Consider the following 22,802-nt stretch of genomic DNA (forward strand, 5'->3'; position numbering starts at 1 on the left):
GCGATGAAATCCCGATGACGCCGGCTCCGACAGTTCCCGACAGGCCATAGCCGACGCGCCCACCCCTGTCAGTCCGGAATCTTCCGGGGTCTCCCGGCCCGGCACCGTTGCTACCTTCCGGACGCATCGTCAGGCTCCCGATCAGGAGGACACAGTGAGCGCGCAGCACCCCAGCCGCAGGAACATCCTGAAGACCGCCGGTGCCCTCACGGCCGCGATGGCCATGGGCGGCGCGGGAGTCCTCGCCGCCGCGTCGACCGCTTCCGCCGTCGGTGACATTCCCGGCCTGCACATCACGGAACGCGGCGAGCAGGATCCCCGGATGTGGTACTACCGGTTCCAGACTTCCGCCATCGGCGGCTGGACCCCGGCCGTCAACGTGCTGCTCCCCGACGGCTACCACACCAGCGGGCGCCGCTACCCCGTCCTCTACCTGCTGCACGGTGGCCTGGAGGACTTCATCACCTTCGACCGGTTCCACGACATCCGGGGTCTGACCGCCTGGAAGGACCTCATCGTCGTGATGCCCGACGGCGGGCGCGCCGGCTGGTACTCCAACCCGGTGAGCTCCAACATCGGTGCCCGGAACTGGGAGTACTTCCACATCGGTCAGCTGATCCCGTGGATCGACGCGAACTTCCGCACCTACGCCGAATACGACGGCCGCGCCGTCTCCGGGTTCTCCATGGGCGGCTTCGGCGCCCTGAAGTACGCGGCCAAGTACTACGGCCACTTCGCCTCGGTCAGCGCCCACTCCGGCCCGGCCAACCTGCGCGGGGGCAACGGTGACCTGGTGACCCACTGGGCCAACGCCTCCTCCGCCGCGGTGGAACTGAACGGCGGCAGCATCTATGGCGTGCCCTTCTGGGACCAGGCCCGGGTCAGCGCGGACAACCCGTGCGAGCGCATCGAGAGCTACCGGAACAAGCGGGTCTTCCTGGTCGCCGGTACCAGCCCCGAGGACATCCAGGGTTACGCCAATGAAACCCTGGTGCTGGCCACCCAGCGGGAGTTCAAGTGGAACCTCGACCGCGCGGGCATCCCCTACGAGCAGCACGAGGTGGGCGGCGGTCACTATGTCCGCCGGGATCTGCTGCAGGACGACATCAACGGCATCATCGACCGGCTGCGCAAGGCGTGAACGGCCCCCTGAGCCGCGTCCTCGCGGCGACTGCCGTACTCCTTGCGGCGCTGTCGGTGCCGGCCGCCACGGGTTCGGCCGAGGCCCGGCCCGCCGAGCTCACCGCGGCCTGCCCGACCACCGGCTGGGTGTCCCAGCACTTCCACAGCGGCCACAACGGCGTCGACATCGCCAACGACGTCGGGACACCGATCTACGCCGTCGGCGACGGCGAAGTGACCATCTCCGGATACACCGGCGACTACGGCCAGTGGATCCGCGTGCTGCACCCCGACGGGCGGATCTCCGAGTACGGGCACATGTCCCGCCGCGACGTCTCCGTGGGCGACCACGTCGTGGCAGGCCAGCAGATCGCCCTGATGGGCGCGGAGGGCACCGACGTCGACGGCTCCCACCTCCACCTGCGGATCTGGGGGGACCGGTCCACCTCCTACGGCATCGACCCCGAGGTCTACCTGGCGGAGCGCGGCGTCGTCCTGCCCTGCACCCCCGGCAGCGGGCCGCGCCCCAAGCCGCCGGTGTATCCGGCGGAGTCGGGCCGCGTGGTGTCGGCGCGGTCGGCGGACGGACGGCTGGAGGTGTTCGCCGCCGGCGCCGACGGGGTGCACCACGCCTGGCAGCAGGAAGTGAACGGCAACTGGTCGGCCTGGGAACCGCTCGGCGGGCCGGGCAACGCCGAACTGGCGATCGCGCCCAATGCCGACGGCCGTCTGGAGATGTTCGCCCTGTCGGGCAGCACCTTCCAGCACCGCTGGCAGCTCTCCCCCTCCGGCGGCTGGTCGAACTGGGAGACCTTCGGCGGTGGCGGCCGCGACACCGCGGCCGGTGTCAACGCCGACGGCCGCATCGAGGTCTACGCCTCAGGTCCGGTCGGCCTCTTCCACCGGTACCAACTCGCCCCCAACGGCGGGTGGTCGGAGTGGGAGGCCACCGGCGGCGGCCCCGCCGACAGCCGGGTGGAGATGGAGAAGTCGCCCGACGGCCGCCTGGAGGTGTTCGCCCTGGGCGCCGACACCTTCCAGCACGCCTACCAGACGGCCCCCAACGGCGGCTGGTCGACGTGGGAGACCTTCGGAGGCGGCGGCCACGACCTCACCGTCGACCACAATGCCGACGGCCGCCTGGAGGTGTTCGCCTCCGGCCCGAACGGGGTGTTCCACAAGTACCAGACCAGCACGGTCAGTTGGTCGGGCTGGGAGGGGACCGGCGGTCCCGCCGACGCGCAACTCAGCAGCGAACGCACACCGGACGGCCGGGTCGAGGTCTTCGCCATGAACGGCAGTACGGCCATGCACACCTGGCAGCGCGCCGTCAACGGGGCGTACGGCGACTGGAACGCCTTCGGCGGCGGCACCGAGGTCACGGCGGCCACCAACGCCGACGGCCGGATGGAAGTCTTCGGCACCAACCACACCGGCACCTTCCACACATGGCAGACCGGCTTCTCCACCTGGTCCGAATGGACCTGGCTCAACACCACCGCCGGCCCCACCCAGGGCTGACCGGTCTCCGGCCGCCCCACACGCGCTCTCCGTGGCCGGCCGTGCCCCCCCGTTCGGGCACGGCCGACCACGCGGCCCCTCTGGAGAGACTCATGCCCGCGATCAGCAGACGCACCCTCCTGCGGGGCGCCGCCGGGGCGGGCGCGCTCCCGTTCCTGGACACCGGCCGGACCGCGACCGGCGCCTCCCACGTCGCCGATGCCCTACCACCCGCCCGGTGGGCCGGCGCCGGCCCCTTCGCCTACGTCTACGACCCGTCCACCCCCGCGGGCCCGCGCTACCTCAACGACCACACCCTGATCAAGGCCCAGGGCCACTGGCACCTGTTCAGCATCTTCGGGGACAGCGCTCCACGCGGCGAATCCCCGGACAGCACGGGGGAGACCTCCTTCGTCCACGCCTCCGCGCCGAGCCCGAACGGTCCGTGGACCACCCACGCTCATGTACTACACGGAGCTCTCCAGCGCGGGCGGCCACCATGTCGTGGCCTTCCGGCGGTCCGCCGATCTGCTGCACTGGAGCGAGCCGGGCGTCGCGTTCACCGACGCGACCACGGACACGACCGTCTCGGTCACCGAGTTGCTTTCCACCGGGCGGACGCACGTCTTCGCCGTCACCGCCGAAGGCCGGATGCGCACCCGCGTCCAGGACCGGCCGAGCGGCGGATGGCGGCCGTGGACGGCCTTCGGCGACCGGGCGGTCGCACCCGTCGTATCGGGCAGCCCCGCGCTCTGAGCGCGGAGGGCGGTGCGTGGAGGGCGGCGTGTGGAGTGTGGATTTCGCCAAGTGAAAGGGGAAAACGGGAGGGCAGGCGGCGCCGTGATCCCCCGGGCACGGTGACCTTCCCCACCCTGCCGGGGCCGGGGCAGGCCACCGGCCAGGCCACCGGCGGCCACGGCCGGAGGGACGGATACCACTCCGATGCCCCTGTACCGGCCGCACCGTCTGCTGCTCCGATCCGTTCGGCAGAGAGTCGAAAGCAGCCCCAAAGCACCACTGTTGACACGGAGTCGACGTGGCCCGGCACACAACGGGCGGCCCTTGCGTGAGGGTGGGTCAGGCGGATGGGAAGGGAGACCCGGGAGGCTTCCACGGCCGCCAGGGTGGGCGTCCCGACCCGGCGGAAGCCGGGCAGGCGCCGCCCTGCCGAAGTGGCCGAAGTGCGCCGATGAACTCCCTTGAGAGATGAGTATTGTTCCACTCGTCCGAGCAGCGACGCGTGGAACAGGGGGAACCGTGAGCGGTGTAGTCGTCCACCTGCCGCAGGGGTGCAGTGGCGCCGACGGCGGCGAACCGTACGGTGACCCCGTGACGCTGCGGCTCGGACCGGGCGAGGCCGCCCGCTTCGGACGGGGCTCCGCGACGGTCCCCGTCGAACTGCGCCTCGCCGACCCGGCGATCTCCCGGCTCGCCGGGGAGATCCGCGTCGCCGACGACCACTGGCAGCTGACCAACCACAGCGCCACCCACAGCTACCTGGTGGAGAACCCGGAAGGAGCGGGGGAGTACCTGAGGGTCCCGCCGCGCCGGGTCGGTGCGCCCGTCCCGTTCGAGTTCTCACGCGTGGTGCTGCCCACCCGCAGCGACGTCACCGTGTCCTTCCAGGTGTTCGCGCCCGACCACGTCTATCTGGACCCGGACGCCATGGGCGCACCCTGGGGCCGCCTCACGGTCACGGCGTACTCCCTGGACGAGACGGCCGCCTACTTCCTCGTACTCGTCGCGCTCTGCGAACCGCGCCTGCGCGACCAGTCCCGCGTGGCGGTCCCCACGACTCCCCAGATCGTCGAGCGGCTCAGGGGACACCCCACCTGCGGCACGCTGACCGCCCGCGCGATCAGCTCGCACATCGACTACCTCGCCGAGGAGAAGCTGCGCATCGGCGCCCCGGACCTGCGCGAACCCGGCAGGAGCGAGCGCCGCAACGGCAAGCGGGAGGAGATCGTCGGGCTCGCGCTGCGGTTCGGGCTCGTACGGGAGGAGCACCTCACGCTGCTGCCGCCCCTGACGGGGGCCGGCGGGCGGGAGCGGCAGAGCAGGCGATGACGCCGCCGAACGGCCTGCGCGACACCACGGAGTGCGAGCGCAGGGACCTCCTGCCGCCCGGCTACCGGGTGCGGGACTGGGCGGTCACCGACTTGATCGGGTCCGGGGGCTGGTCCACGGTCTACGCGGCACGGCCGGCCGACGGGTACCCCGGGCGGACCGGCGGCGCGGCCCCTGCGGGCGGGCCGGCGGGACCAGCCGACGTCGCGCTGAAAATCATGCCGACCGCCGGGTACGCCCCGCGCCAGACGCGCAGGATCGTGGAATCCGCGCGCCGCGAGGTCGAACTCGGGCGCAGGGCGGGCCACCCCCGGCTGATCGGTCTCCTGGACTCCTTCGTCCTCGCCGCACCCGACCGCCCCTCGCTGGACGGCGCGATCGTGCTGGTCATGGAGCGGGCCGCGGGCAGCCTGCGCGAACTCCTCGACGCGGGGGTGGCCGAGGCCGACCGCCCCCGGCTGATCGCGGGGATCTGCGAGGGACTGGCCCACCTCCACCGCTCGGGCTGGGTCCACGCCGATCTCAAGCCGGAGAACGTCCTACTGGGCACCGACCGTTCCGTGAAGCTCTCGGACTTCGGCCTCGCCACCGAGATGACGGGCACGCACGGGTACGCGCCGCCCATGGGCACCCTGGACTACCTCCCGCCCGAGCGCTGGCGGGCGCCGCTCGGGGAACTCGGCGTACAGGTCCGGCCGAGCGCCGACATCTGGGCCCTGGGCATCATCATCCACGAGGTGTTCGCGTCCGGCGCCTCCCCGTTCTCCGGCGCCACACCCATGGCCCGGGGCGCCGCCGTGCAGGGGTACGGCGAAGGGCGGGTGGCGCTGCGCATGGACCACGCGGTGCCGCCGTTCTGGCGGGCGCTGGCGGCCGACTGCCTCGCCCCCACTCACGCGGCGCGCGCCCCGCACACCGCCGAGAGCCTGCTCGCCCGTATCGCCGCCGAACAGGGAACCCGCGGGACGGGGGCGGGACGGCTGCGGGGCCGGGCCCGCGCCGCCGTCCTGGCCACCGCGCTGTGCGGGATCGCGGGCGCGACCCTGTGGTCGGACGCGGTGCGGGCGAGCCCGTCCGCACCGCCCGGTGGCGCGGAGGCGAAGGCCGGCGCGATCCGGGTGTTCAACGCCGAGAAGGGGTGTCGGGAGCGGGCCGACCGGGACCGGCAGTGCAGTCTGGGCCTGGCGATCGACCCCCGGCGGCCGTACGCCGCGGACAACGTCGTGGCGACCCGGGTGTGGCACGGCGACGTCCTCGCCGCCGACTGCCAGGTGTCCGACGGGCAGCCCATCATCAACGAGGAGGACCAGCAGTCCACCCGCTGGTTCCGCGTCCGCCTCCCTCCCGGCTCCACACCCCCCACGGCCTGGCTCCCCGCCGTACGCACGAAGGACCGGCCGGCCCTGCCGGGGTGCCCGGCCCCCACGACCGCGCGCTGATCCGCGGGGGCTGCCGCCCAGGTGGGTCGGGAGGAGGATGAAGGGAGGCCGACAGGGCGAGCCGGGGGACCGGGCCATCGGCCCCAGGCCCGCTCACCGTGGGTGAAGGAGCTCCGTTCGTGGTCGCGTCAGAGACGGTCCGGGCCGGGTCCGGGACAACGCGATGGGCCCGGTGGGCGGCTTGTCGCATCGCCGCGTGACGGGCATCCAACCCTCTGCCCCGTCGGCTGCCACCCGGTGTCCCGCGGCCTGGGCGGCGGGTTGTGATCCGGTCTACCCGCGGTTGCGGACCGGTATGGGGGCTGCTGGGGGGGGGCCTCACCGGGGGCCGGCGGGCCCGCGGTGAGGCCCGCGCCGCTGCCGACGGAGCCGCGTACGGGCCGCTGACCTGGGTCACCACCGTTTGCATACCGGTGGTCGGGTGTTGCCGAACTCCCGCCTCCTAACTTCTGCTCATGCCGGACCGCGGGCTTCGCGGTCGGCCCGGTCCCCACCACGCCAGGGAGATTCACATGGCTGCGAACGCCGACCCCACCGAGGAGCGGGCCGAGGACGTCGCCGAGGTCGAGGCGCACAGCTCGGTGCTCGACGCCTAGGGCCCGGCAAACGGCATGGACCAGGGCCAGACCTCCTCCATCAGCGTGGTCGGCGCGACCGCCGCCGAGGTCTGATCACCGAAGCGGCGTGCCCGACGCCACGCCGGGCACCCCTCTTCTCGCATCGCCAGACAGCTCTCTCAGGGAAAGCAGAGAATGAACCTCAGGAAATTCGTGGTGGCCGCCGCACTCGGCGCCACCGTGCTCACCGCCGTGCCCGCGCTGGTCGCCCCGCACCCGGCTGCCGCCGACGGCTGCTGGGGCGAGTACTACAGCGACTGCCAATGGGACCCGGGCGCGGGCTACGACCCGGGCGGCTCGGGCGGTGGCGACTACGGCGGTGGCGACTACGGCGGTGGTGGCGGTGGCGAAGTGGTCATCATCCCGGGCTCGAAGGAGTCGGAGCCCGCTGAGCCCGCCTACCCCGGCGACCCGAGCTACAGCTACGAGTCTGACAGCAGCGGTGCGAGCGGCGGGGGCAGCAGCGGCGGCGCGGACTCCGCCGTCCCCTTCCGCGAGGGCGAGAAGGCGAAGCTGAGGCTGCCCTGCAAGAGGAACGACGGCCCCGCGCCGATGAAGTGGAACGAGAGCTCCAAGTACACGGTGAGCTACAAGGTCAGCGGGAACATCTCGGCCACGGCGGCGAAGCTGCTCACTGTCTCCGTCGGCGGCGAGCTCAACTCGACGACCGAAAAGTCCATCGGCTTCGAGATCACGCTCAACCCGGGACAGGGCTTTGCGCTGGACGTGGAGTACCAGACCAAGGAATACATGATCACGACGACGAACTGGCTCGGTCAGACCACCGTCGAGTTCGCGAACGTCACCGCGCCGACCGGCGCGATCACGGCCGTCCCCTGCTGATGCACGACCGTTCCACCACGGCGGCGGTGCGACGGGTGCTTCCCGTCGCACCGCCGCTCGACGCCGTCGCGATCCCGCCCGCCGCCCGCCGCCGGGCACTCGACGGGCTGGCCGAGCTGACGGCCGCAACCCGCACGCATCTGGACGACCCCGACCTCTTCCACCGCCCCCGGTGGCGGCCCAAGCTCCACCTGAACCGCATCGCCGGAATCGACCCGGCACAGCTGGCCGAGCAACTCGCCGCCGCGGCCGAGACACGGAGCGCGACCGGCCTGCTCGCCGTCCACTCGGTCCGCGCCGAGCTGCTTGAACACCCCGGCCGACGACCCTGCTTCACCCCGGACGCGCTCGCCGAACTGCACCGCATGCTGATCGCGGGGGACCCCAACATCACCGCCCGAGGCGGCTTCCGCCGCTCGTCCTCCACCGTCACCTGGCCCGACGGGCAGATCTTCTCGATCGCGACCGCGGCGGGTCCGCAGTTGAGGGAGCGGATCGAGTACTGGCACCACTGGGGCACCCGCACCACCGCGCCCCCGCTGGACGCCGCCGCGCTCGCCATGGCAGGACTGCTGACGATCCATCCGTTCGCTGACGCCAACGGCCGCACCGCCCGCCTGCTCGCCCAGTGCGACCTGGTGGCGGCAGGCCTGTTGCCCGGCCTGCTGCTCGATCTCGACGCCTGGGCCGAACAGCACCACGCCGAGCACGACACGGCCCTGGTCGCCGCGGCCGACGGCGACCTCACCCGCTGGGGAGCACTCTTCGCCCGCGCGGTGACCGAGACCGCCCGGCACCGCACCCGCACGCTCACGGCCCACGGCCGGCTGCTCGACACCGCCCTCGCGCAGGTGACCGACGATCCCGCGGCCGTGGCCGTCCTCACCCAGCTCCGCGCCGCACCGGCGGTCTCGGCCGCCTGGCTGCGCGACCGCGTCGCGCACGAGCCGCAGCCGGCGCTGGACCGCCTGCGCGCAGCAGGCATCCTCACCGACCACCCCCGCCTCCCCGGAGCACTGATCCACCCGCAGCTCCTCGAACTGCTCGACACCCCCTACCGGCCCGACCCGGAGAGGAAACCCGACGATGCCGAAGGAGGAGGGCCCGCCGCGCCGCGCTGACGGCCCATGCCCGCAGGCCGGAGGCGCGATGCCGCTGGTACCGGCATCGTCCCCCAGTCCGCCTCCGCTCCCCCGCCCCTCCACGGAGGCTCGGTCAGCGCACACTCGGCTCCCACCCGTGCTGTTCGGCGGGCGTCGTCCACCGGGCCTGCTCCCGGGCGAGCAGGCAGGTGAGGTGCGGCAGCGTGTACACCGCCAAGTGCGCGGTGACCTCGCTCGCCGGCGAGAGGACCAGCCCGGCCTCGATCAGCCGCTCGATCTGACGCCGTGCCGCGTCCGGAGCGCACCCCAGCGCGACCGCCGCACGCTCCGCGGTGAACACCGACGGGCCCGGCAGCGCCCCGAGCCGGACCAGCGCGGAACGATGGGAGTCCTCCAGCCGCCGCCACTCCTCGGCGACCAGTGACCGCACGTCGAGGTCGCCCACGGCGAGTTCGTCCAGCACGATGCGCGGATCGGACAGCCGGTCCGCGTACTCCGCGAGCGGCAGGTGCCGCAGCACGGTGAGTTTGAGGCCGGCCACGCGGACCGCGAGCGGGAGCATGCCGCAGGACCGCACGACGCGTTCGGCCGCCGCCAGGTCGCCGCGCACCCGGCCGGTGATCCGGTCCAGCAGGTCCAGCGCCTCCTCGACGGAGAACGGCGGCAGGTCCACCCGATGGGTGCCGGCCAGCCCGGCGAGCCGGGTCCGGGCCGTGACGATGACACTGCTCTCCCCGGTGCCGGGCAGCAGGGGGCGCACACTCGCCTCGTCGGGTGCGTCGTCCAGCACGAGCAGTACTCTGCGGTCGGCCAGCCAGTCCCGCCACAGCGCGGTGGCCTGGTCGAGGTGTTCCGCCGACCGGATGTCCCGGCCCGCGTACCGCAGGAGTTCGGCCGCCACCGACGCGGGTGACCGACGGGATCCGTCCGGCTCGCGGAGCCTGAGGTGGATCCGGCCGTCGGGGAAGCGGTCCGCCATGCCGTGCGCGGCGTGGACCGCGAGGACGGTCTTGCCCACGCCGGCCGGTCCGGTGACCAGGGCGACGGCCCCGCCGTCCGACACCGCCACCAGCAGTTCCCCGAGTTGCTCGCCGCGACCGGTGAAGTCGCAGACGTCGGCGGGGAGCGCGACGGGTGCGCGGCGCTGTGCCGCCCCGCTCGGCCGACCGGGGCACGGGGCGTGCCCGTCGTCGGCGAGGATCGACTCGTACAGCGTGGTCAGGGCGGCGCTCGGGGGCAGTCCCAGTTCCCTGGACAGGAGCTGTCGTACCTCCTCGTACCCGGCCAGGGCCTCCGCTCGGCGCCCGCAACGGTGCAGTGCCGACAGGTGCGCCGCCCGCAGCCGTTCCCGCATCGGATGCCGTTCCAGCAGGCCCGTTGTCACCTCGACGACCTCCGCGGGCCGGCCCGACTCCAGCCCGGCCTCGGCCCAGTCCTCGCAGACCGCGAGGTAGCGGCCGACCAGCAGGCCGGCCTGCCCCCGCACCAGCTCGGAGCAGCGCAGCTCGGGGAGCGGCGGCCCGGTCCACAGCCGCCTGGCGCGGTCGAACAGATGGAAGGCCGCCTCGAGTTGGCCATCCGCAGCGGTCTGCCGCGCGGTCCTGGCCAGCGCCTGGAACCTGAGGACGTCCAGCTCGGGCTCGGCGAGCCGCAGCAGGTAGCCCCCGGGCCCGTGGACGATCCGCTCTCCGGCGCTGTCCAGCGTCCTGCGCAGGGCCGAGACGTAGACCTGGATGTTCTTCCGCGCCGTTCGGGGCGGTTCGTCGGCCCAGACGGCCTCGATCAACTGGTCGACCGGGACGAACCTGTTGGGACGGCAGAGCAGCATGGCGAGGACGACCCGCTGTTTGAGCGGGCCGAGCGCGAGCAAGTCGTCCCCGACCTGGACCGACATCGGCCCGAGGAGGGAGAACCGGACGGCTGCCATGCCCTGCCGTACGACCGGCATCTCACGCATGGTCACGGTGTACCAGCCTTTCGGTAGCGGAAGCGACCCCAGCTTCATCGGCCGCGGATCCGCAGACGTCGGGGGAACCACGTAATCGCTGTACGTATCTGCCGGAGTCGCTGTACGTATCCCTCCCGTGCCGCCGCGGTGACGGCGTATGCGTCCCCGTGGCCGCAGTCAGTAGAATGATCACGCTGCTTCACATGTGGAAGTCGAGCCGCCCGTCCGGTATCTGTAAGGTTGTCATATACACGTCCCAAGAGGGAGGACGGCGCCATGGCCGCAGTGCGTCCTCCGGCCGCCAGCGGGCTTCTCGTCGGGCGAGAGGCCGAACTCGACGTTTTCAAATGGTCATTGGCGACATTGAGTGACGGTCGGGGCTCGATCGTCGAGCTCTCTGGGGAACCCGGCAGCGGGAAGACCCGCCTGGCCACCGCCCTTGCGCAGCTGGCCGACCAGCGGGGGATCCCGGTGATCCGCACCCGCGCCCTGCGTGGCGGCTCCCTCCCCCTGCAGGTGTTCCACGATGCCTGGCAGGCACGGCGGGCGGCCGGCGGTCCGCGGCAGCGGTTCGACGAGGCTGCCGGCCGGCTCGCCGAATGGGCCGCGGGCTGCGTCCTCGTGCTGGACGATGTCCACCTGTGCGATCCGGACTCGACGGCGCTGCTGGTACGGCTGGTGCGCTCGGTGCCGCCCGCCCCGTTCCTGCTCGCCCTCGCCCACCGCCCCGGCCGGACCGCACCCGAGCTGCGCGAGGCCCTGGCCGAGGGGGCGCGCACCGGAACGGTGACGCAGGTCCAACCGAGCCCCCTCACCCCCGAAGCCGTGGCCGCACTGCTGGCCGACCGGCCCGCCCCCGCGGGCTCCGGACCGCCCACCCCGGCCGAACTCCAGGACTACGCGGCCGGGTTGTGCGCCGCGGCCGAAGGCAATCCGCAGTACGCGCAGCTGCTCATCGCGGCCAACTGGCACCCCGCGTACTGGCCCGACCGCGCCGGCACCGACAGCGCCGGGCTGCTTCGCACCGCGGAACCGCTGATCGCCGAGTTCGACGCGCTGTCACCGCAGGCCGTGCTCACCGCATCGGCCGCCGCCGTGGTCGGCAGCCCGTTCCGGCCGGAGGACATCGCCCGGATCTCCCAACTGGGAACGGACCCCACCCTCGACGCACTCGCCGAACTGGAGGCCGCGGACCTGGTCCGCCGGGCGGACTGGCGAGGCGGCTTGGCCTTCCGCCACCCCGTCGTCGGCCACGTCGCGCACGAGCGGGCCGGGCTCTCCTTCCGGCTGCGCGCCCACCGCCGGGCCCTGGACCTCATCACCGCCCGGGGCGGCCGGGCCCACGACCGGGCCCGGCACGCCGAACAGCTGCTCGGCAGCGACGCCGCACTCGCCGCGCGCGCCCTGGCGGACGGGGCCACGGAGATCGCCGCACAGGAACCGGGGGCCGCTGCGCACTGGCTGCGACTCGCCCTGGAATCCCTCCCCGACTGCGAAGCCGGCGCCGCCGCCCGCAACGAGCTGGAACTCGCCTGCTGCCGTGCGCTGATCGACTCGGGCCAACTCGACGAGGCCCGCACCCGCGCGCACGACCTGCTGGGACACCGGGCGGCGGCACTTACCGGACGGCAACTCCTCCACGCCCACGCCGTCTGCGCCGGCGCCGAACGACAGCTCGGCCGGTTCGCGGAGGCGACCGCCATCACCGACACCGCCCTCGGCCTGCTCCCGCGTCCGCTGCCCCGCCCGCTACCGGCCGAAGCCGTCGAACTGGTCGTCGAGCACGGGCTGGTCCACGTCCTGAGCGGAACGCACGACCAGGCCCGCGCATTGCTCCGGCAGGCCGTCCAGGCCCTGGGAGAGACCGACCGCACCAACGAGGCGAACCACGCCGTCCTCCGGGTACTCGACGCCCTCTGCCACACCCACTCCAGCGACGCGGCCGAAGCGATCGACGAAGTCGCCCACTGCGCCAGGCTCGTGGATGCCCTCCCGGACCCGCACGCCGGACGCACACCCGAGACCCTCGCCCTACTCGGCAGCGCCGAACTCTACCTCGAACGGTTCACCGACGCGGCCCGCCACCTGAGCCGAGGACTTACCACCGACCGCAGACGCCACCTGCGCCCCGTCCTGCTCCACCGGCTCCTCGGACTCGCCATAACCGAACTCTGGACCGGCCACCTGGACGCCTCCCACCAGCACGCCCGGGGAGCTGAGAACCTGGCCGGCTCCCTGGGCGTACCACCCGCGGTCACCCTGGCACAGGCGATCAGCGCGCTCGCGCTGATCTGGACCCGCGGACAGGAGTACGCCGGTGCCGCCATCGCCCTCACCGAGGAGGCGACCGGCGCCGCCCCAGCCGGCCACAGCTGGTGGACCGCCTCGGCGACCTGCCTGCTCGCCCACGCCCGACTCCTCGCCGGTGACCCCGCCGGATGCCGGCGGACCCTGCTGGACCCCGGGCGCGGCAGACAACTCCCCCACGTCAGACCCTTCTCACGGCCTTACATGCTCTCCCTGCTGGCGACCGCCACCCTCGACCTCGGCGACCGCGAAGAAGCACAACACCTCATCAAGACCGCCGAAGCGGAAGCCGACCGCCTCGGCCTGCCCGTCCAACAGGCCCACGCCCTCGCCGCCCGCGCCCACCTCCACGCGACCGACGGCGAACACCACGCGGCGGCCGCACTGTTCGCCCTCGCCGCCGACGCGTTCCAGTCCGCCGGGACGCCCGTGCAGTACGCCTGGACGCTGGCGACCGGAGCACGCTCCTTCCACCAGGCCCACGGCGCGGCCGAAGCTTTCGCGCGGCTCGACGCCGCCGAGGCGATCGCACGCACCCGCGGGGCACTGCTCGTCGGGCAACTGGTGACCCGCGCGCGAACCGAACTCGCCGCCGACTCCCGCACCGCGCACCCCTTGGGCCTGCTCAGCGGCCGCGAACGGGAGATCGCCGAACTGGCCGCGACGGGCCTGCGCACCCGCGAGATCGCCGAACGGCTCTTCCTCAGCCCCCGCACAGTGGAGACCCACCTCTCCCGCGCCTACCGCAAACTCGACGTCTCCTCCCGCCTCGCCCTCTCCGACCTCCTGCGCCGCGCCGGCTAGCCCTGTAGTCCGACATCGCCGATGTCCCGGACGGTGGGTCCCTCGCCGCGGAGAGCCAGGTACTTGCTGATGATGTCCGTGATCCGGCGCTGGGTGTGGGTCAGATGGACGCTCACGCAGCGGGTGCCACTGGCCGGCGCGCGCGGCGTGGACGAAGGCAGCCGGGAGGGGAACGGCCCGTTCTGTGGGTGATGGCATGTCGTCGAGGCCCGCGTCTGATCGGGATCGGGGTCCCGGCTCTGTAGCTGATCGCCTCATCTTGCCGAGGGGAGCGCTGACCTCGGTTCCCCCCTGCGACCGCATGACACAGCAGCGGTAGCAGGCGCCTCCTCCCGACCACGTGCGGACCTCCCGACCTGCGGAGATGAGCAGGGCCGGGCCCTGTTATCGTACGCCGATGCCAACGATCAAACAGTTCCAAGTGACCTTCGACTGCACGGAGCCTGCGCGCCTCGCCGCCTTCTGGTGCGAGGTGCTGGGCTACGTCGTGCCGACGGTCCCGGAGGGCTTTGCCACGTGGGAGGAGTACCACCGCACGCTGCCGCCCGAGGATGAGGTCTACTTCGCGTGCACTGATCCCTCGGGAATGGGCCCGCGCTTGCTCTTCCAGCGAGTCCCCGAAGCCAAGGTCGTCAAGAACCGGATGCATCTCGATGTACGGGCCGGCGTCGGGCTCGTGGGTGAGGAGCGCCTGGCCACACTCGAGGCCGAATGCGCACGGCTGATGGCGCTCGGCGCGAAACACGTGCTGACGCAGCGCGCCGATGGCGTCAACGAATCGTGCATCACGATGCAGGACGTCGAAGGCAACGAGTTCTGCCTCGCCTGATAGTCCTCCGACACTGCGAGGTGGGGAGCCGCCTCCGAGGCCGCGATTAAGGGCTACCGGATCCGCTACACGCTCACCACGAAGCTGGTGGACGAGCTGGTCGAGGCCGCCGACGTGGTGCGGCTCAACAAGACCGTCACCCGCAACGGCCGCGTCGATCTCCTCTGCATCGACGAACTCGGCCCCTGTCGCCGCGTTGCCGAGCACCGGGTGAACGCATCTGGATACACCACATACAGTCATCTGTCTCATGACCAGGGGTGTCCAGAGTGGAGGTGGGCCGGCCGGGGGTGTCGGTCAGGGGGCGGATGAGGTAGCGGCCGCGCAGGCCGCCCTTCGCGGTGGCCCGGTGGGCCTCGGCGGCGCCGGTCACCAGCAGGCGAGCGGCCCGGCCACCCGGGTGCCGACGGCCAGATCGACGCCGGGGCCAGCCGCGTCCACGAGGCCGGCGCAGTCCCAGCCGCCCGTCTTTCCGAGCCGGTGTGCCGTGTCGTTCGCTCCGGTGCGTTGCTCCGGCTATGAGGGACGGATCGATCGCGCGAAGGGAAAGGCGAGGTCGGTGCCTGTCAGCGGATGATCTGGTGCAGGGGACAGCGGTCGCGCTTCCGTGGTGACGGGCACGGATTCCGCGGTTGGACGGCGAGCATCGCCCGGCGGCCGGGCCGCAACAGCGTATCCGCCTGACCCCGCTGGGCCACCGGCTGAACCAGGACCTGCGGCCGGGCTACGACCAGACCCAGGCCGGCCTCGACCGCGCGATCGCCGACGTCCGCAACACACACGGCGCGCTGCGCGTTGGCTTCGTCGGCGCGGCCGCCGGGCAGGTCGTCCACCAAGCCCGCGACCTGTTCGCAGAACGCGAGCCGGACCTCCGACACCCCGCCCATCGACTGCGCGCCGGTATGGCTCAAAGCAAGCAACAGCCCTCGCATCCGCGCCTTCGCCCGCGCCACGCAAGAGGTCGCCAACCGCATCTACCTCGCCGCCACGCTCCAGGGTCCACCCCCACGGCCACTGCGTGCCCCGCCCCCGCTCGGCCAAAGGAGGGTCAGGCGTGCGCCGGCTCGTCCTGGGAGTCCGTGGCGGGTGCAGTTGCGCCGGGTGCCGAGGAGGTGGGCATGCGCTTCTCGTACCGTTCGGGCAGTGCCCACCGGTACAGCGGCATGGCGCTCGCGGTGGTGATCACGGCGACCAGCACGAGCATGGAGAACACCTCGGACGTGATCATTCCTTGTGCCAGGCCGATGTTGATGAAGATGAGGATCATCAGACCACGAGCGTTCATCAGGCCACCTACGGCCCAGGACTCACGCCAGCTGAACCCGATGGTGCGCATCGCGGCGGCGCAGCCGACGTACTTCCCGATGAAGCCCGCGACCAGGATGAGCAGGAACGGAACGAGCATGGACCAGCCAGCGATGCCGCCCAGCTCGGTGTTGAGCCCGGAGAAGGCGAAGAAGATGGGCAGCAGCAGCACACAGACGACATCCATCATCCGGCTGTGCAGCGCCTCGCGGAACGCGGGGTTGCGGGGCATCGCCAGCCCGGCGATGAACCCGCCGAACACCGAGTAGATTCCGATGTAGTCGGTGAACAGGCCGGACAGCAGCACGATGCCGACGATGAGGTACATCTGGTCGAAGCCAAAGGTGCCGGTGCGCTCCACCCGGTCTCCCAGCGGGCGCAGCAGTGGCCGGACGACGAGAAGCATGACGGCGGCGAAGACGGTGGTGAGGCCGATGGTGCGCACCACGTGCATCGCGCCTGCGCCGGTGTGCATGGCCGAGAGCACGGCGAGGAAGCACCAGGCGGCCGCGTCGTCGACGGAGGCGCCGAGCAGGGTCATCCGACCGAGCGGGGTGTTCTGCAGGTTCCGTTCGTACAGGATGCGGGCGAGCATCGGGAACGCCGTGATCGACAGGGCACCACCGACGAACAGGGCGAATTCGAACGTGCTGACATCGGGGCGGGAGAGCTTGTCGTACAGGACATGCGCGGCTGCGGCGCCGAGCAGCAAGGGTGGGAGGATGCCGGAGACGGCCAGCACGGCTGCGTTCCTGGTGTCTTTCGTGCCCTGGCCGGAGCTGTGCTCAAGACCGGTTCCCACCAGGAACATGAACACCGTCAGGCCGATGGTGCTCAGGACGTACAGGATGGGCTTGACTTCAGGGGCGAAGACGAATTCCTGGGCCGTGGGGAAGAGTGCGCCGAGCAGGGTGGGGCCAAGGAGGACGCCGGCGACCATCTCGCCGAGCACGCGAGGCTGCTTGACGAGCATCGCCAGCCGCCCACACAGGGCCGATGCGGCCAGAATGACCACGATCGCGGGCAGGACCTTGAGGACAAGTTGCAGATTCTTGTCGGTGGTGACGGATGCCAGATAGGTGGCGTGCTGCACGGGGACTCCCCTCGGTGATCACGTCGGTGCCGGACAGGCCTTAGCTCCATGCCTTGTAGTAGGCACTCAGCGTGTTCCGCAGGGTGTCGTTGAGCTTGGGGATGAACTCGGCGGGCGGGGTGAAGCAGGGGTGCAGCGCGTCGATCGTGTCGGCGTAGCTGCGGCGCAGCTGCTCTTCCATGCGCTCCGGCCACTCCGGCGTCACCCGCCACCGGGTCTCGTAGCCCGAAGCCATCATCTGGTCAACCACCGAGTCGAGGATTTCCTGGCGGGTGCCGGAGGGCAGCGGGGCGCGCACCGGGGTGAAGGCGGCCAGCTCCGCTACGAGTGGCCGGCCGTCCTCGATCGACGTCGCCATATGCTTGGCCAACAGCGGCGATTGGTGCAGCCCGTCGCGGTAGGTTCCGGTTGCCAGCCAGAGGCCGTCCATGCCTGCCGAGCCGACGAGCGGGAATCCATCGACCGGGACCGGGCGGTTGCCGACCTGCACGGCGCGGACGGCTCCGCGCGGCAGCCCCGAGTAGAGCTGGTCCACCGCGCACTCCAGGAGGAATTGGAGGTCCCGCACGGTGGCGTACTTCCGGGGATGTTCGGACAGGACATTGGTGCCACCCACGTAGAGGGTCCCCTCGCTCCGCGGAACGCAGTGGATGCCGCAGGCGAACGCCCGATTGGGGCTGCGCAGGACACTGCGCGGAAGACTTCTGTCCGGGGTCTCGACCAGCGCCGAGACCCCGTATCCGCTCACCATCGGGGGAATCTGCCGGCGGAGGTCCTCGACCTGGCCCAGGAGTTCCAGTGAGCGGGCGCCCGCGGCCACCACTACCTGCCCGCACGGCAACAGCCGACCGTCGGTGAGGCGTACCCCGAGGACCCGGCCGCGCCGCACCTCGACCGCGTCCGCCTCGGCGTCGACCGTCTCGCCGCCCAGCGCGCTGAACGCCTGGTCGAGCTTGGCCAGCAGCCGGTGGGCGTCGACCGCGTGTTCCCCCGGAAGGTGGATTCCGCGCAGCGCACGGGCCAGCTCGTCGGGGGAGAACCAGTCCAACTCCTCCGGGTCGATCAGCTCGTGGGGTTCCCGGTACTCGCGAAGGGCGGTCTCGATGGCCCGGAAGTTGGCCGAGTCGACCGCAGCCGTTCCGGCGGTGTTGAGTACCACCACGGTGCCGTCCGCGGTGAACAGGGTCTCCTCGGATCCGGACGCGGCGGCCAGTTCGCGGTCCCAGTCCGGCCATTCCGCGCGGGCCCGGTAGTCCGTCGCCAGCTTGGCCCGGCCGCTCGGGGTGGCCAGCATCGACGAGGTGACCTCTCCGAAGCACCCCAGCATCGCGCCGGCGGCTGACGAGGCCGCGAACGGGCGGCCCTCGGCTCCGATCCGGGTCACTGAGTGCCCTCTTCGCACCAGTTCGAAGGCGACGGACGAGCCGACGGCACCATTGCCGACCACAATGACATCCGGCCTGGGACTGTCCATGGAATATCCTCCAGATCACCTTGCGCGGACGCGTGGGACGATTGTCGGGTCATCGCCGCGGACGGCTTCGCGGCGGGCGGCTTCGCGGCGGGGAATCACACGGGCACGTCGAGGATCAGTTCGTCACGCAGGCGGACCCAGGTCTGTCGCCCGCTTTGGTAGTAGACCTCCTGGTAGCGGATCTGCACTGCCTCCAGCGGGCCGCGATCCAGCCGGTAGGCGGGCAGATCGCCCCAGTAGTACAGATGGCCCCCGGGTGCTTTGAGCCACCGTAGGGAGCGCGGGAGCGGGCTCTTCGGGACCCCCTCGTTCAGGCGGGCAAAGAGTTCTCGAAGGTAGGAAACGTGCAGGGCGCGGTCCTCGTCGTCGCGGTAGACCCGGCCGTACTCGCGCTTGATTTCGGCCAGGTCCTCTCCCTCAAGCCGTAGCGCGTTGAGGCGGTCTCTGACATGTGCGTCCTCCACGCCGCCCAGCGGAAACGTGACGAACTCCTCGTCCGTGAGCGCATATCCGCGCATTCGGGAGAACTCTCGGTCGAAAGGACTCATGAAGCCGTTGTGAATCCTGAAGACCTCGCCGGTCGATGTTCGGCCGGTCCAATAGACTCTCGCCACGAACGGCGTATCCCACCAGCCGAGCTTGCTCGGCCGCCACGCCAGGCCGGACAGCACGGCGAGGAGGACCGCCATGGTGATCAGCCAGGATTCGACGCCGAATACCGGGGCGGGCGCCGCGCTGAGAGCCATGATGAGCGCAATGCCGACTGCAATGTTTTCCCAGAAGAAAATCCCGGAGGTGATGAAGACCACGAGGCTGAATACCACCGCGATGGAGATTGCCGCGACGGTCAGCCCGCGGGAGAGAAAAGCCGTGAATCCCAGACCTTCGGCCACGATGGTGCCGGCATTCATCCAGACGGCGACCGTGGCGAGCGGCCGGAGGATCCGGCGGACCTGCCGCTCCGTCAGGAAGCGGGCCCAGCCCCAGGAGTAGGCCGAGGCGACCAGGTGGTCGGTCCGGTTCTTCGTCACCCAGTCCCACGGCCGCGGCCCCAGCCGCAGCTTGCTCACGCAGGCGACCACGTAGTGCGACAGGAAGACCGCTACGACCAGCACGAGCAGGACGGAGCCGGTCTCCGGTGCGCTCCTCGGCGCCAGGTGCTCATGGACCCCGGCCGTCACCGACCAGGCGAACGTCATCTTGAGGATGCGGATCGCCGCCTTGGAATGATGCGTCCAGGCACCGAGCCGTCCGCACAGCAGGATCAGGGCAAGCATGCCGCATTGCGGCCAGACGAGCGCCGCACCGCCGGTCGCTGCAATCACCAGGCGATCGACGCGTTGCCAGGAGAGGCCGCGGGAAACGTCGTAGTCGAAAGTCAGGCACTTCCACAGGACAGCCGCCAGGGCTGCGGTCGAAACCCAGGAGGCCGGGGCATCCGGGGTCCGGCCCAGGACCAGCGCGATCGCAGTCAACGGGAGAAACACCAGAGCGGTGTGGACGGCGCCGCGCCCCGGAACGGCGGCATCCGGATACAGGCCGTTCGAACCCGTGGCGGGAAACCTCCCGGACCCGAGAGCGTATGCGCCCCATTTCATGGCCGGGGAAATTGCCAGTCGGTACAGCGCGAATGTGCCGACCACATCGCAGGCGTCCCACAGCCAACGGACCGACGGATCCATTGAACCTCCTAAAGGGCCGTGCGGCAGGGTAGCCAGACGGTGCCGACTGGCACAATACATTCCAGGTAGGCTTGAGGAAGCGATTGCTGAGGGGCGGTGTAAACCCTCCCATCTCGGGCAAAACGAGATTGTGCGGGAATTGTCAATTCCTGTCCGTCTGTAAAATTCTTCGCAGTGAGTGCCTCTTGACACCGAACCGGAGGCTCTGCATGCTGATCATTAGAGCGCACGCCGGTAACCGGATTTCCCCATTCCTACAGGTCAAGCTGTTGCGCGCCCGTTCACCGCATGGGAACGGGCGCGCGTGAGGGGTTTGATAGCTCATGCCTGGTACGAGCGTTTACAATCCGCTGCACCCCGACACGTTGGCCAATCCGTATCCGCTCTATGCAGACCTCCGCGAGCAGACACCAATTTTCTGGCACGAGCAGTCGAATTCGTGGGCATTGACGCGTTACCGAGAATGCCGTGAGGTTTTGCGGGACAACGAAACCTTTGCTCGGGACCGCCGCAGGGTCGGGGTCGAGGTTCCCGAATTCCTACAGAACATACAGACCCTCGATCCGCCCGCGCTGACTCCGCTCAAGACCGTGCTCTCGGACGCCCTGCGGAGCCAGGACCTGGACGCGATGGGGCAGCGGGCCCGCAGAAGCATCGAGCGCCTCTTCCTCGCCCTGGCCGGACGCGAGCGGTTCGACTGGATCCACGAGGTCGCGGCCCCCGTCGCGCTCTCGGTCACCTCGGAGCTGTTCGGCGTCGAAAAGCCGGCGCAGGACCTGTACGTACCGCTGTCGGACAGCATCGCGAGACGGATGGACGTCGGCCTCGACCCAGGCCGCGCCGCCTCGGGCGACGAAGCCAAGAACCAGCTCAACAAGCTGGTCGAACAGTGGTACGCGGCCGCGGACCGACCCGGGGTGCTCTCCGTGATCAGGCGTACGGGCGGCAAGGCCGGGGTTCCGGAGCACTACATCCGCAACACCACGGGCGTCATGTTCAACGCCAGCTACGGCACGCTGTTCGCCACCATCAGCAATGTCGCCCTGGCGCTCGTGCAGCACCCCGAAGCACTGGAGGCGATTCGCCGCCGCGGGAATGAGAAATTGCTGGAGACCGCGGTCGACGAATTGATCCGCTTCGAGGGCCCCGCTCAGGGCACCAGCAGGGTCGCCGTCCGTCCGACCACGATCGCAGGCCAGCCGATCGAACGCGGTGACGTCGTCCTCGCCCTCGTGGCCTCGGCCAACCGCGATCCACGGGAGTTCGAACGCCCCGAGGAACTGGTGCTGGACCGCGCGCCCAACCGCCACCTCGCCTTCGGCTGGGGCCTGCACGGGTGCCTCGGCGCAGTGTTCGGACGCATCGCCGTCCGAGAGATCATCTACTGCCTCGCCGAGGCCCCGGATCTCTGGTTGGCGGGAACGCCGAAGCGGCGCACCACCGCGACCGTGCGCAGTCTCGACCTCCTTCCCCTCACCTTCCGGCAGCCGGGCTGACCCGCCGCAGCAACCTCATGGAGCCACGGGCGTCCGCCCGTGAAATCGGAGCGCCGAGATCGGAGAGGGGGGAGGGGCCATGAGCTACGACCACTGATCAGCAACGGCGCTCAGTGTGCTCCGGGACCTGGCAACGGGTCCCGGAGCACGCTGAGGGCCCCGCAGGAGGAGTGGGCGCCACAGGCGGAAGGTACTTTCGGGGAGTATGCGGATGGGTCCCTTTCCAAAGATCGAACCGTACGACTGGGGATTTCTCGATGTTGGTCACGGGCACCGGATCTACTGGGAAACGAGCGGGAATCCGGACGGGGTGCCGGCGCTCGTCCTCCATGGCGGCCCCGGCTCGGGCAGCAGCCCGGGACTGCGCAGCATCTGGGATCCGGAGCGCTACCTGATTGTCCAGATGGACCAGCGGAACTGCGGCCGGAGCACCCCGTCCGCCGCCGATCCGGCCGTCCCGCTCACCCACAACACCACGCACGATCTGATCGACGATGTCGAAAGGCTGCGGGACCACCTCGACGTCGACCGGTGGGTGCTGTGGGGCGGTTCGTGGGGGACGACCCTGGCGCTGGTATACGCGCAGAAGTATCCGGAACGGGTGCGGGCGCTGCTGCTGGTCTACCTGATGCTGAACCGCCCGGCAGACCTGCGGTGGCTCTACCACGACGTGGGTCGCTACTTCCCCGCGGAGTGGCGGGAGTTCCGTTCCGGGGCGGGGGAGGGCGCAGGGGAGGACCTGGTGGCGGCATACCACCGTCTCCTGAACGAGAGTGGCGACGAGGCGGTGCAGCGGGAGGCTGCGCGACAGTGGTGCGCCTGGGAGGAGACCGTATCGAGCCTTGATCCGGGCTGGCGGCCGTCGCCGCGCCTGGCCGATCCCGACTACTGCCTTGCCTTCGCACGGATCGAGGCGCACTACTTCAGCAACGACGCCTGGTTGACGGAGGATCAGGTACTCCGGGACGCCCACCGTCTCACGGGCATACCCGGCGTGATCATTCACGGCCGGGAGGATCGGGCGAATCCGTACGACATGGCGTGGCTGCTGGCCGAAGCCTGGCCGGACGGTGAATTGGTGACACTCCCGGGGGGCCACACCACGGGGAAACCGAGCAGTGACGCGATGCTGGCCGCCGCGGCCCGGTTCGCGCAGCTGCCTTGACCGGGAGA

The 22,802-nt window shown here is 70.9% G+C and carries 16 protein-coding genes and 1 pseudogene; 12 read left to right on the forward strand and 5 right to left on the reverse strand.

The window, feature by feature from the left end:
• Positions 1-154 precede the first annotated feature (154 nt).
• The 7 genes from BX286_RS32100 (at position 155) to BX286_RS32130 (ending at position 8,709) form a co-directional block, all read left to right on the forward strand.
• Positions 155-1,141 (forward strand): alpha/beta hydrolase-fold protein, encoded by a 987-nt coding sequence (locus tag BX286_RS32100; RefSeq protein ID WP_107438218.1) that lies wholly within the window; start codon positions 155-157, stop codon positions 1,139-1,141.
• On the forward strand, positions 1,138-2,643 hold the full coding sequence (locus BX286_RS32105; RefSeq protein WP_121017189.1) for a peptidoglycan DD-metalloendopeptidase family protein: 1,506 nt from the start codon (positions 1,138-1,140) through the stop codon (positions 2,641-2,643). Before BX286_RS32100 ends, BX286_RS32105 begins: the two co-directional genes overlap by 4 nt.
• A 441-nt stretch (positions 2,644-3,084) precedes the next feature.
• The gene (locus BX286_RS37660) at positions 3,085-3,378 is read left to right on the forward strand and encodes a hypothetical protein (protein WP_237292585.1); all 294 of its coding nucleotides are present in this window, start codon (positions 3,085-3,087) and stop codon (positions 3,376-3,378) included.
• 501 nt (positions 3,379-3,879) lie between these two features.
• Positions 3,880-4,689 (forward strand): serine/threonine protein kinase, encoded by an 810-nt coding sequence (locus tag BX286_RS32115; RefSeq protein ID WP_185117342.1) that lies wholly within the window; start codon positions 3,880-3,882, stop codon positions 4,687-4,689.
• Positions 4,686-6,128: a serine/threonine-protein kinase gene (locus BX286_RS32120; protein WP_079423868.1), complete on the forward strand. Its 1,443-nt coding sequence runs from the start codon at positions 4,686-4,688 to the stop codon at positions 6,126-6,128. Before BX286_RS32115 ends, BX286_RS32120 begins: the two co-directional genes overlap by 4 nt.
• A 752-nt stretch (positions 6,129-6,880) precedes the next feature.
• Positions 6,881-7,588 carry a DUF6426 family protein gene (locus tag BX286_RS32125; RefSeq protein WP_079423866.1) on the forward strand — a complete coding sequence of 236 codons (708 nt, stop codon included), beginning with the start codon at positions 6,881-6,883 and terminating at the stop codon, positions 7,586-7,588.
• Positions 7,588-8,709 carry a Fic family protein gene (locus tag BX286_RS32130; protein WP_079423864.1) on the forward strand — a complete coding sequence of 374 codons (1,122 nt, stop codon included), beginning with the start codon at positions 7,588-7,590 and terminating at the stop codon, positions 8,707-8,709. The genes BX286_RS32125 and BX286_RS32130 overlap by 1 nt, the downstream gene beginning before the upstream one ends.
• Positions 8,710-8,803: 94 nt before the next feature.
• Here the strand turns inward: BX286_RS32130 and BX286_RS32135 are convergent, their stop codons facing one another.
• On the reverse strand, positions 8,804-10,648 hold the full coding sequence (locus BX286_RS32135) for a BTAD domain-containing putative transcriptional regulator (protein WP_121017791.1): 1,845 nt from the start codon (positions 10,646-10,648) through the stop codon (positions 8,804-8,806).
• A 267-nt stretch (positions 10,649-10,915) separates the two neighbouring features.
• Between BX286_RS32135 and BX286_RS32140 the strand changes: the two genes are divergently transcribed.
• From BX286_RS32140 to BX286_RS37665, 3 genes and pseudogenes are all read left to right on the forward strand, one after another.
• On the forward strand, positions 10,916-13,750 hold the full coding sequence (locus BX286_RS32140; protein WP_121017192.1) for a LuxR C-terminal-related transcriptional regulator: 2,835 nt from the start codon (positions 10,916-10,918) through the stop codon (positions 13,748-13,750).
• Positions 13,751-14,147: 397 nt separating this feature from the next.
• Complete coding sequence (locus tag BX286_RS32145) at positions 14,148-14,579, forward strand: VOC family protein (protein ID WP_079423860.1); 432 nt, start codon at positions 14,148-14,150, stop codon at positions 14,577-14,579.
• Between the two features lie 33 nt (positions 14,580-14,612).
• A pseudogene (locus tag BX286_RS37665) lies at positions 14,613-14,762 on the forward strand (ATP-binding protein); the annotation flags it as partial.
• Between the two features lie 383 nt (positions 14,763-15,145).
• Here BX286_RS37665 and BX286_RS32155 read toward each other — a convergent pair.
• From BX286_RS32155 to BX286_RS32170, 4 genes are all read right to left on the reverse strand, one after another.
• Positions 15,146-15,532, reverse strand: coding sequence for a hypothetical protein (locus BX286_RS32155; protein ID WP_148710317.1), 387 nt, complete (start codon positions 15,530-15,532; stop codon positions 15,146-15,148).
• A gap of 95 nt (positions 15,533-15,627) precedes the next feature.
• Positions 15,628-16,977, reverse strand: coding sequence for a cation:proton antiporter (locus tag BX286_RS32160; protein ID WP_079423855.1), 1,350 nt, complete (start codon positions 16,975-16,977; stop codon positions 15,628-15,630).
• A 40-nt stretch (positions 16,978-17,017) separates the two neighbouring features.
• Positions 17,018-18,451 (reverse strand): FAD-binding oxidoreductase, encoded by a 1,434-nt coding sequence (locus tag BX286_RS32165; RefSeq protein ID WP_100864672.1) that lies wholly within the window; start codon positions 18,449-18,451, stop codon positions 17,018-17,020.
• A 95-nt stretch (positions 18,452-18,546) separates the two neighbouring features.
• Positions 18,547-20,133, reverse strand: a complete 1,587-nt coding sequence (locus BX286_RS32170; RefSeq protein WP_121017198.1) for a hypothetical protein — start codon at positions 20,131-20,133, stop codon at positions 18,547-18,549.
• 323 nt (positions 20,134-20,456) lie between these two features.
• On the opposite strand from BX286_RS32170, the gene BX286_RS32175 reads away from it, so the two are divergent.
• Positions 20,457-21,629 carry a cytochrome P450 gene (locus tag BX286_RS32175; protein WP_261993571.1) on the forward strand — a complete coding sequence of 391 codons (1,173 nt, stop codon included), beginning with the start codon at positions 20,457-20,459 and terminating at the stop codon, positions 21,627-21,629.
• Positions 21,630-21,840: 211 nt separating this feature from the next.
• A complete protein-coding gene (gene pip, locus BX286_RS32180; protein ID WP_079431530.1) occupies positions 21,841-22,794 on the forward strand; it encodes a prolyl aminopeptidase in 954 nt (317 codons plus the stop codon).
• Positions 22,795-22,802 lie beyond the last annotated feature (8 nt).

The sequence above is a fragment of the Streptomyces sp. 3211.6 genome, from assembly GCF_003634815.1.
In the GTDB taxonomy this organism is placed as follows: domain Bacteria; phylum Actinomycetota; class Actinomycetes; order Streptomycetales; family Streptomycetaceae; genus Streptomyces; species Streptomyces katrae_A.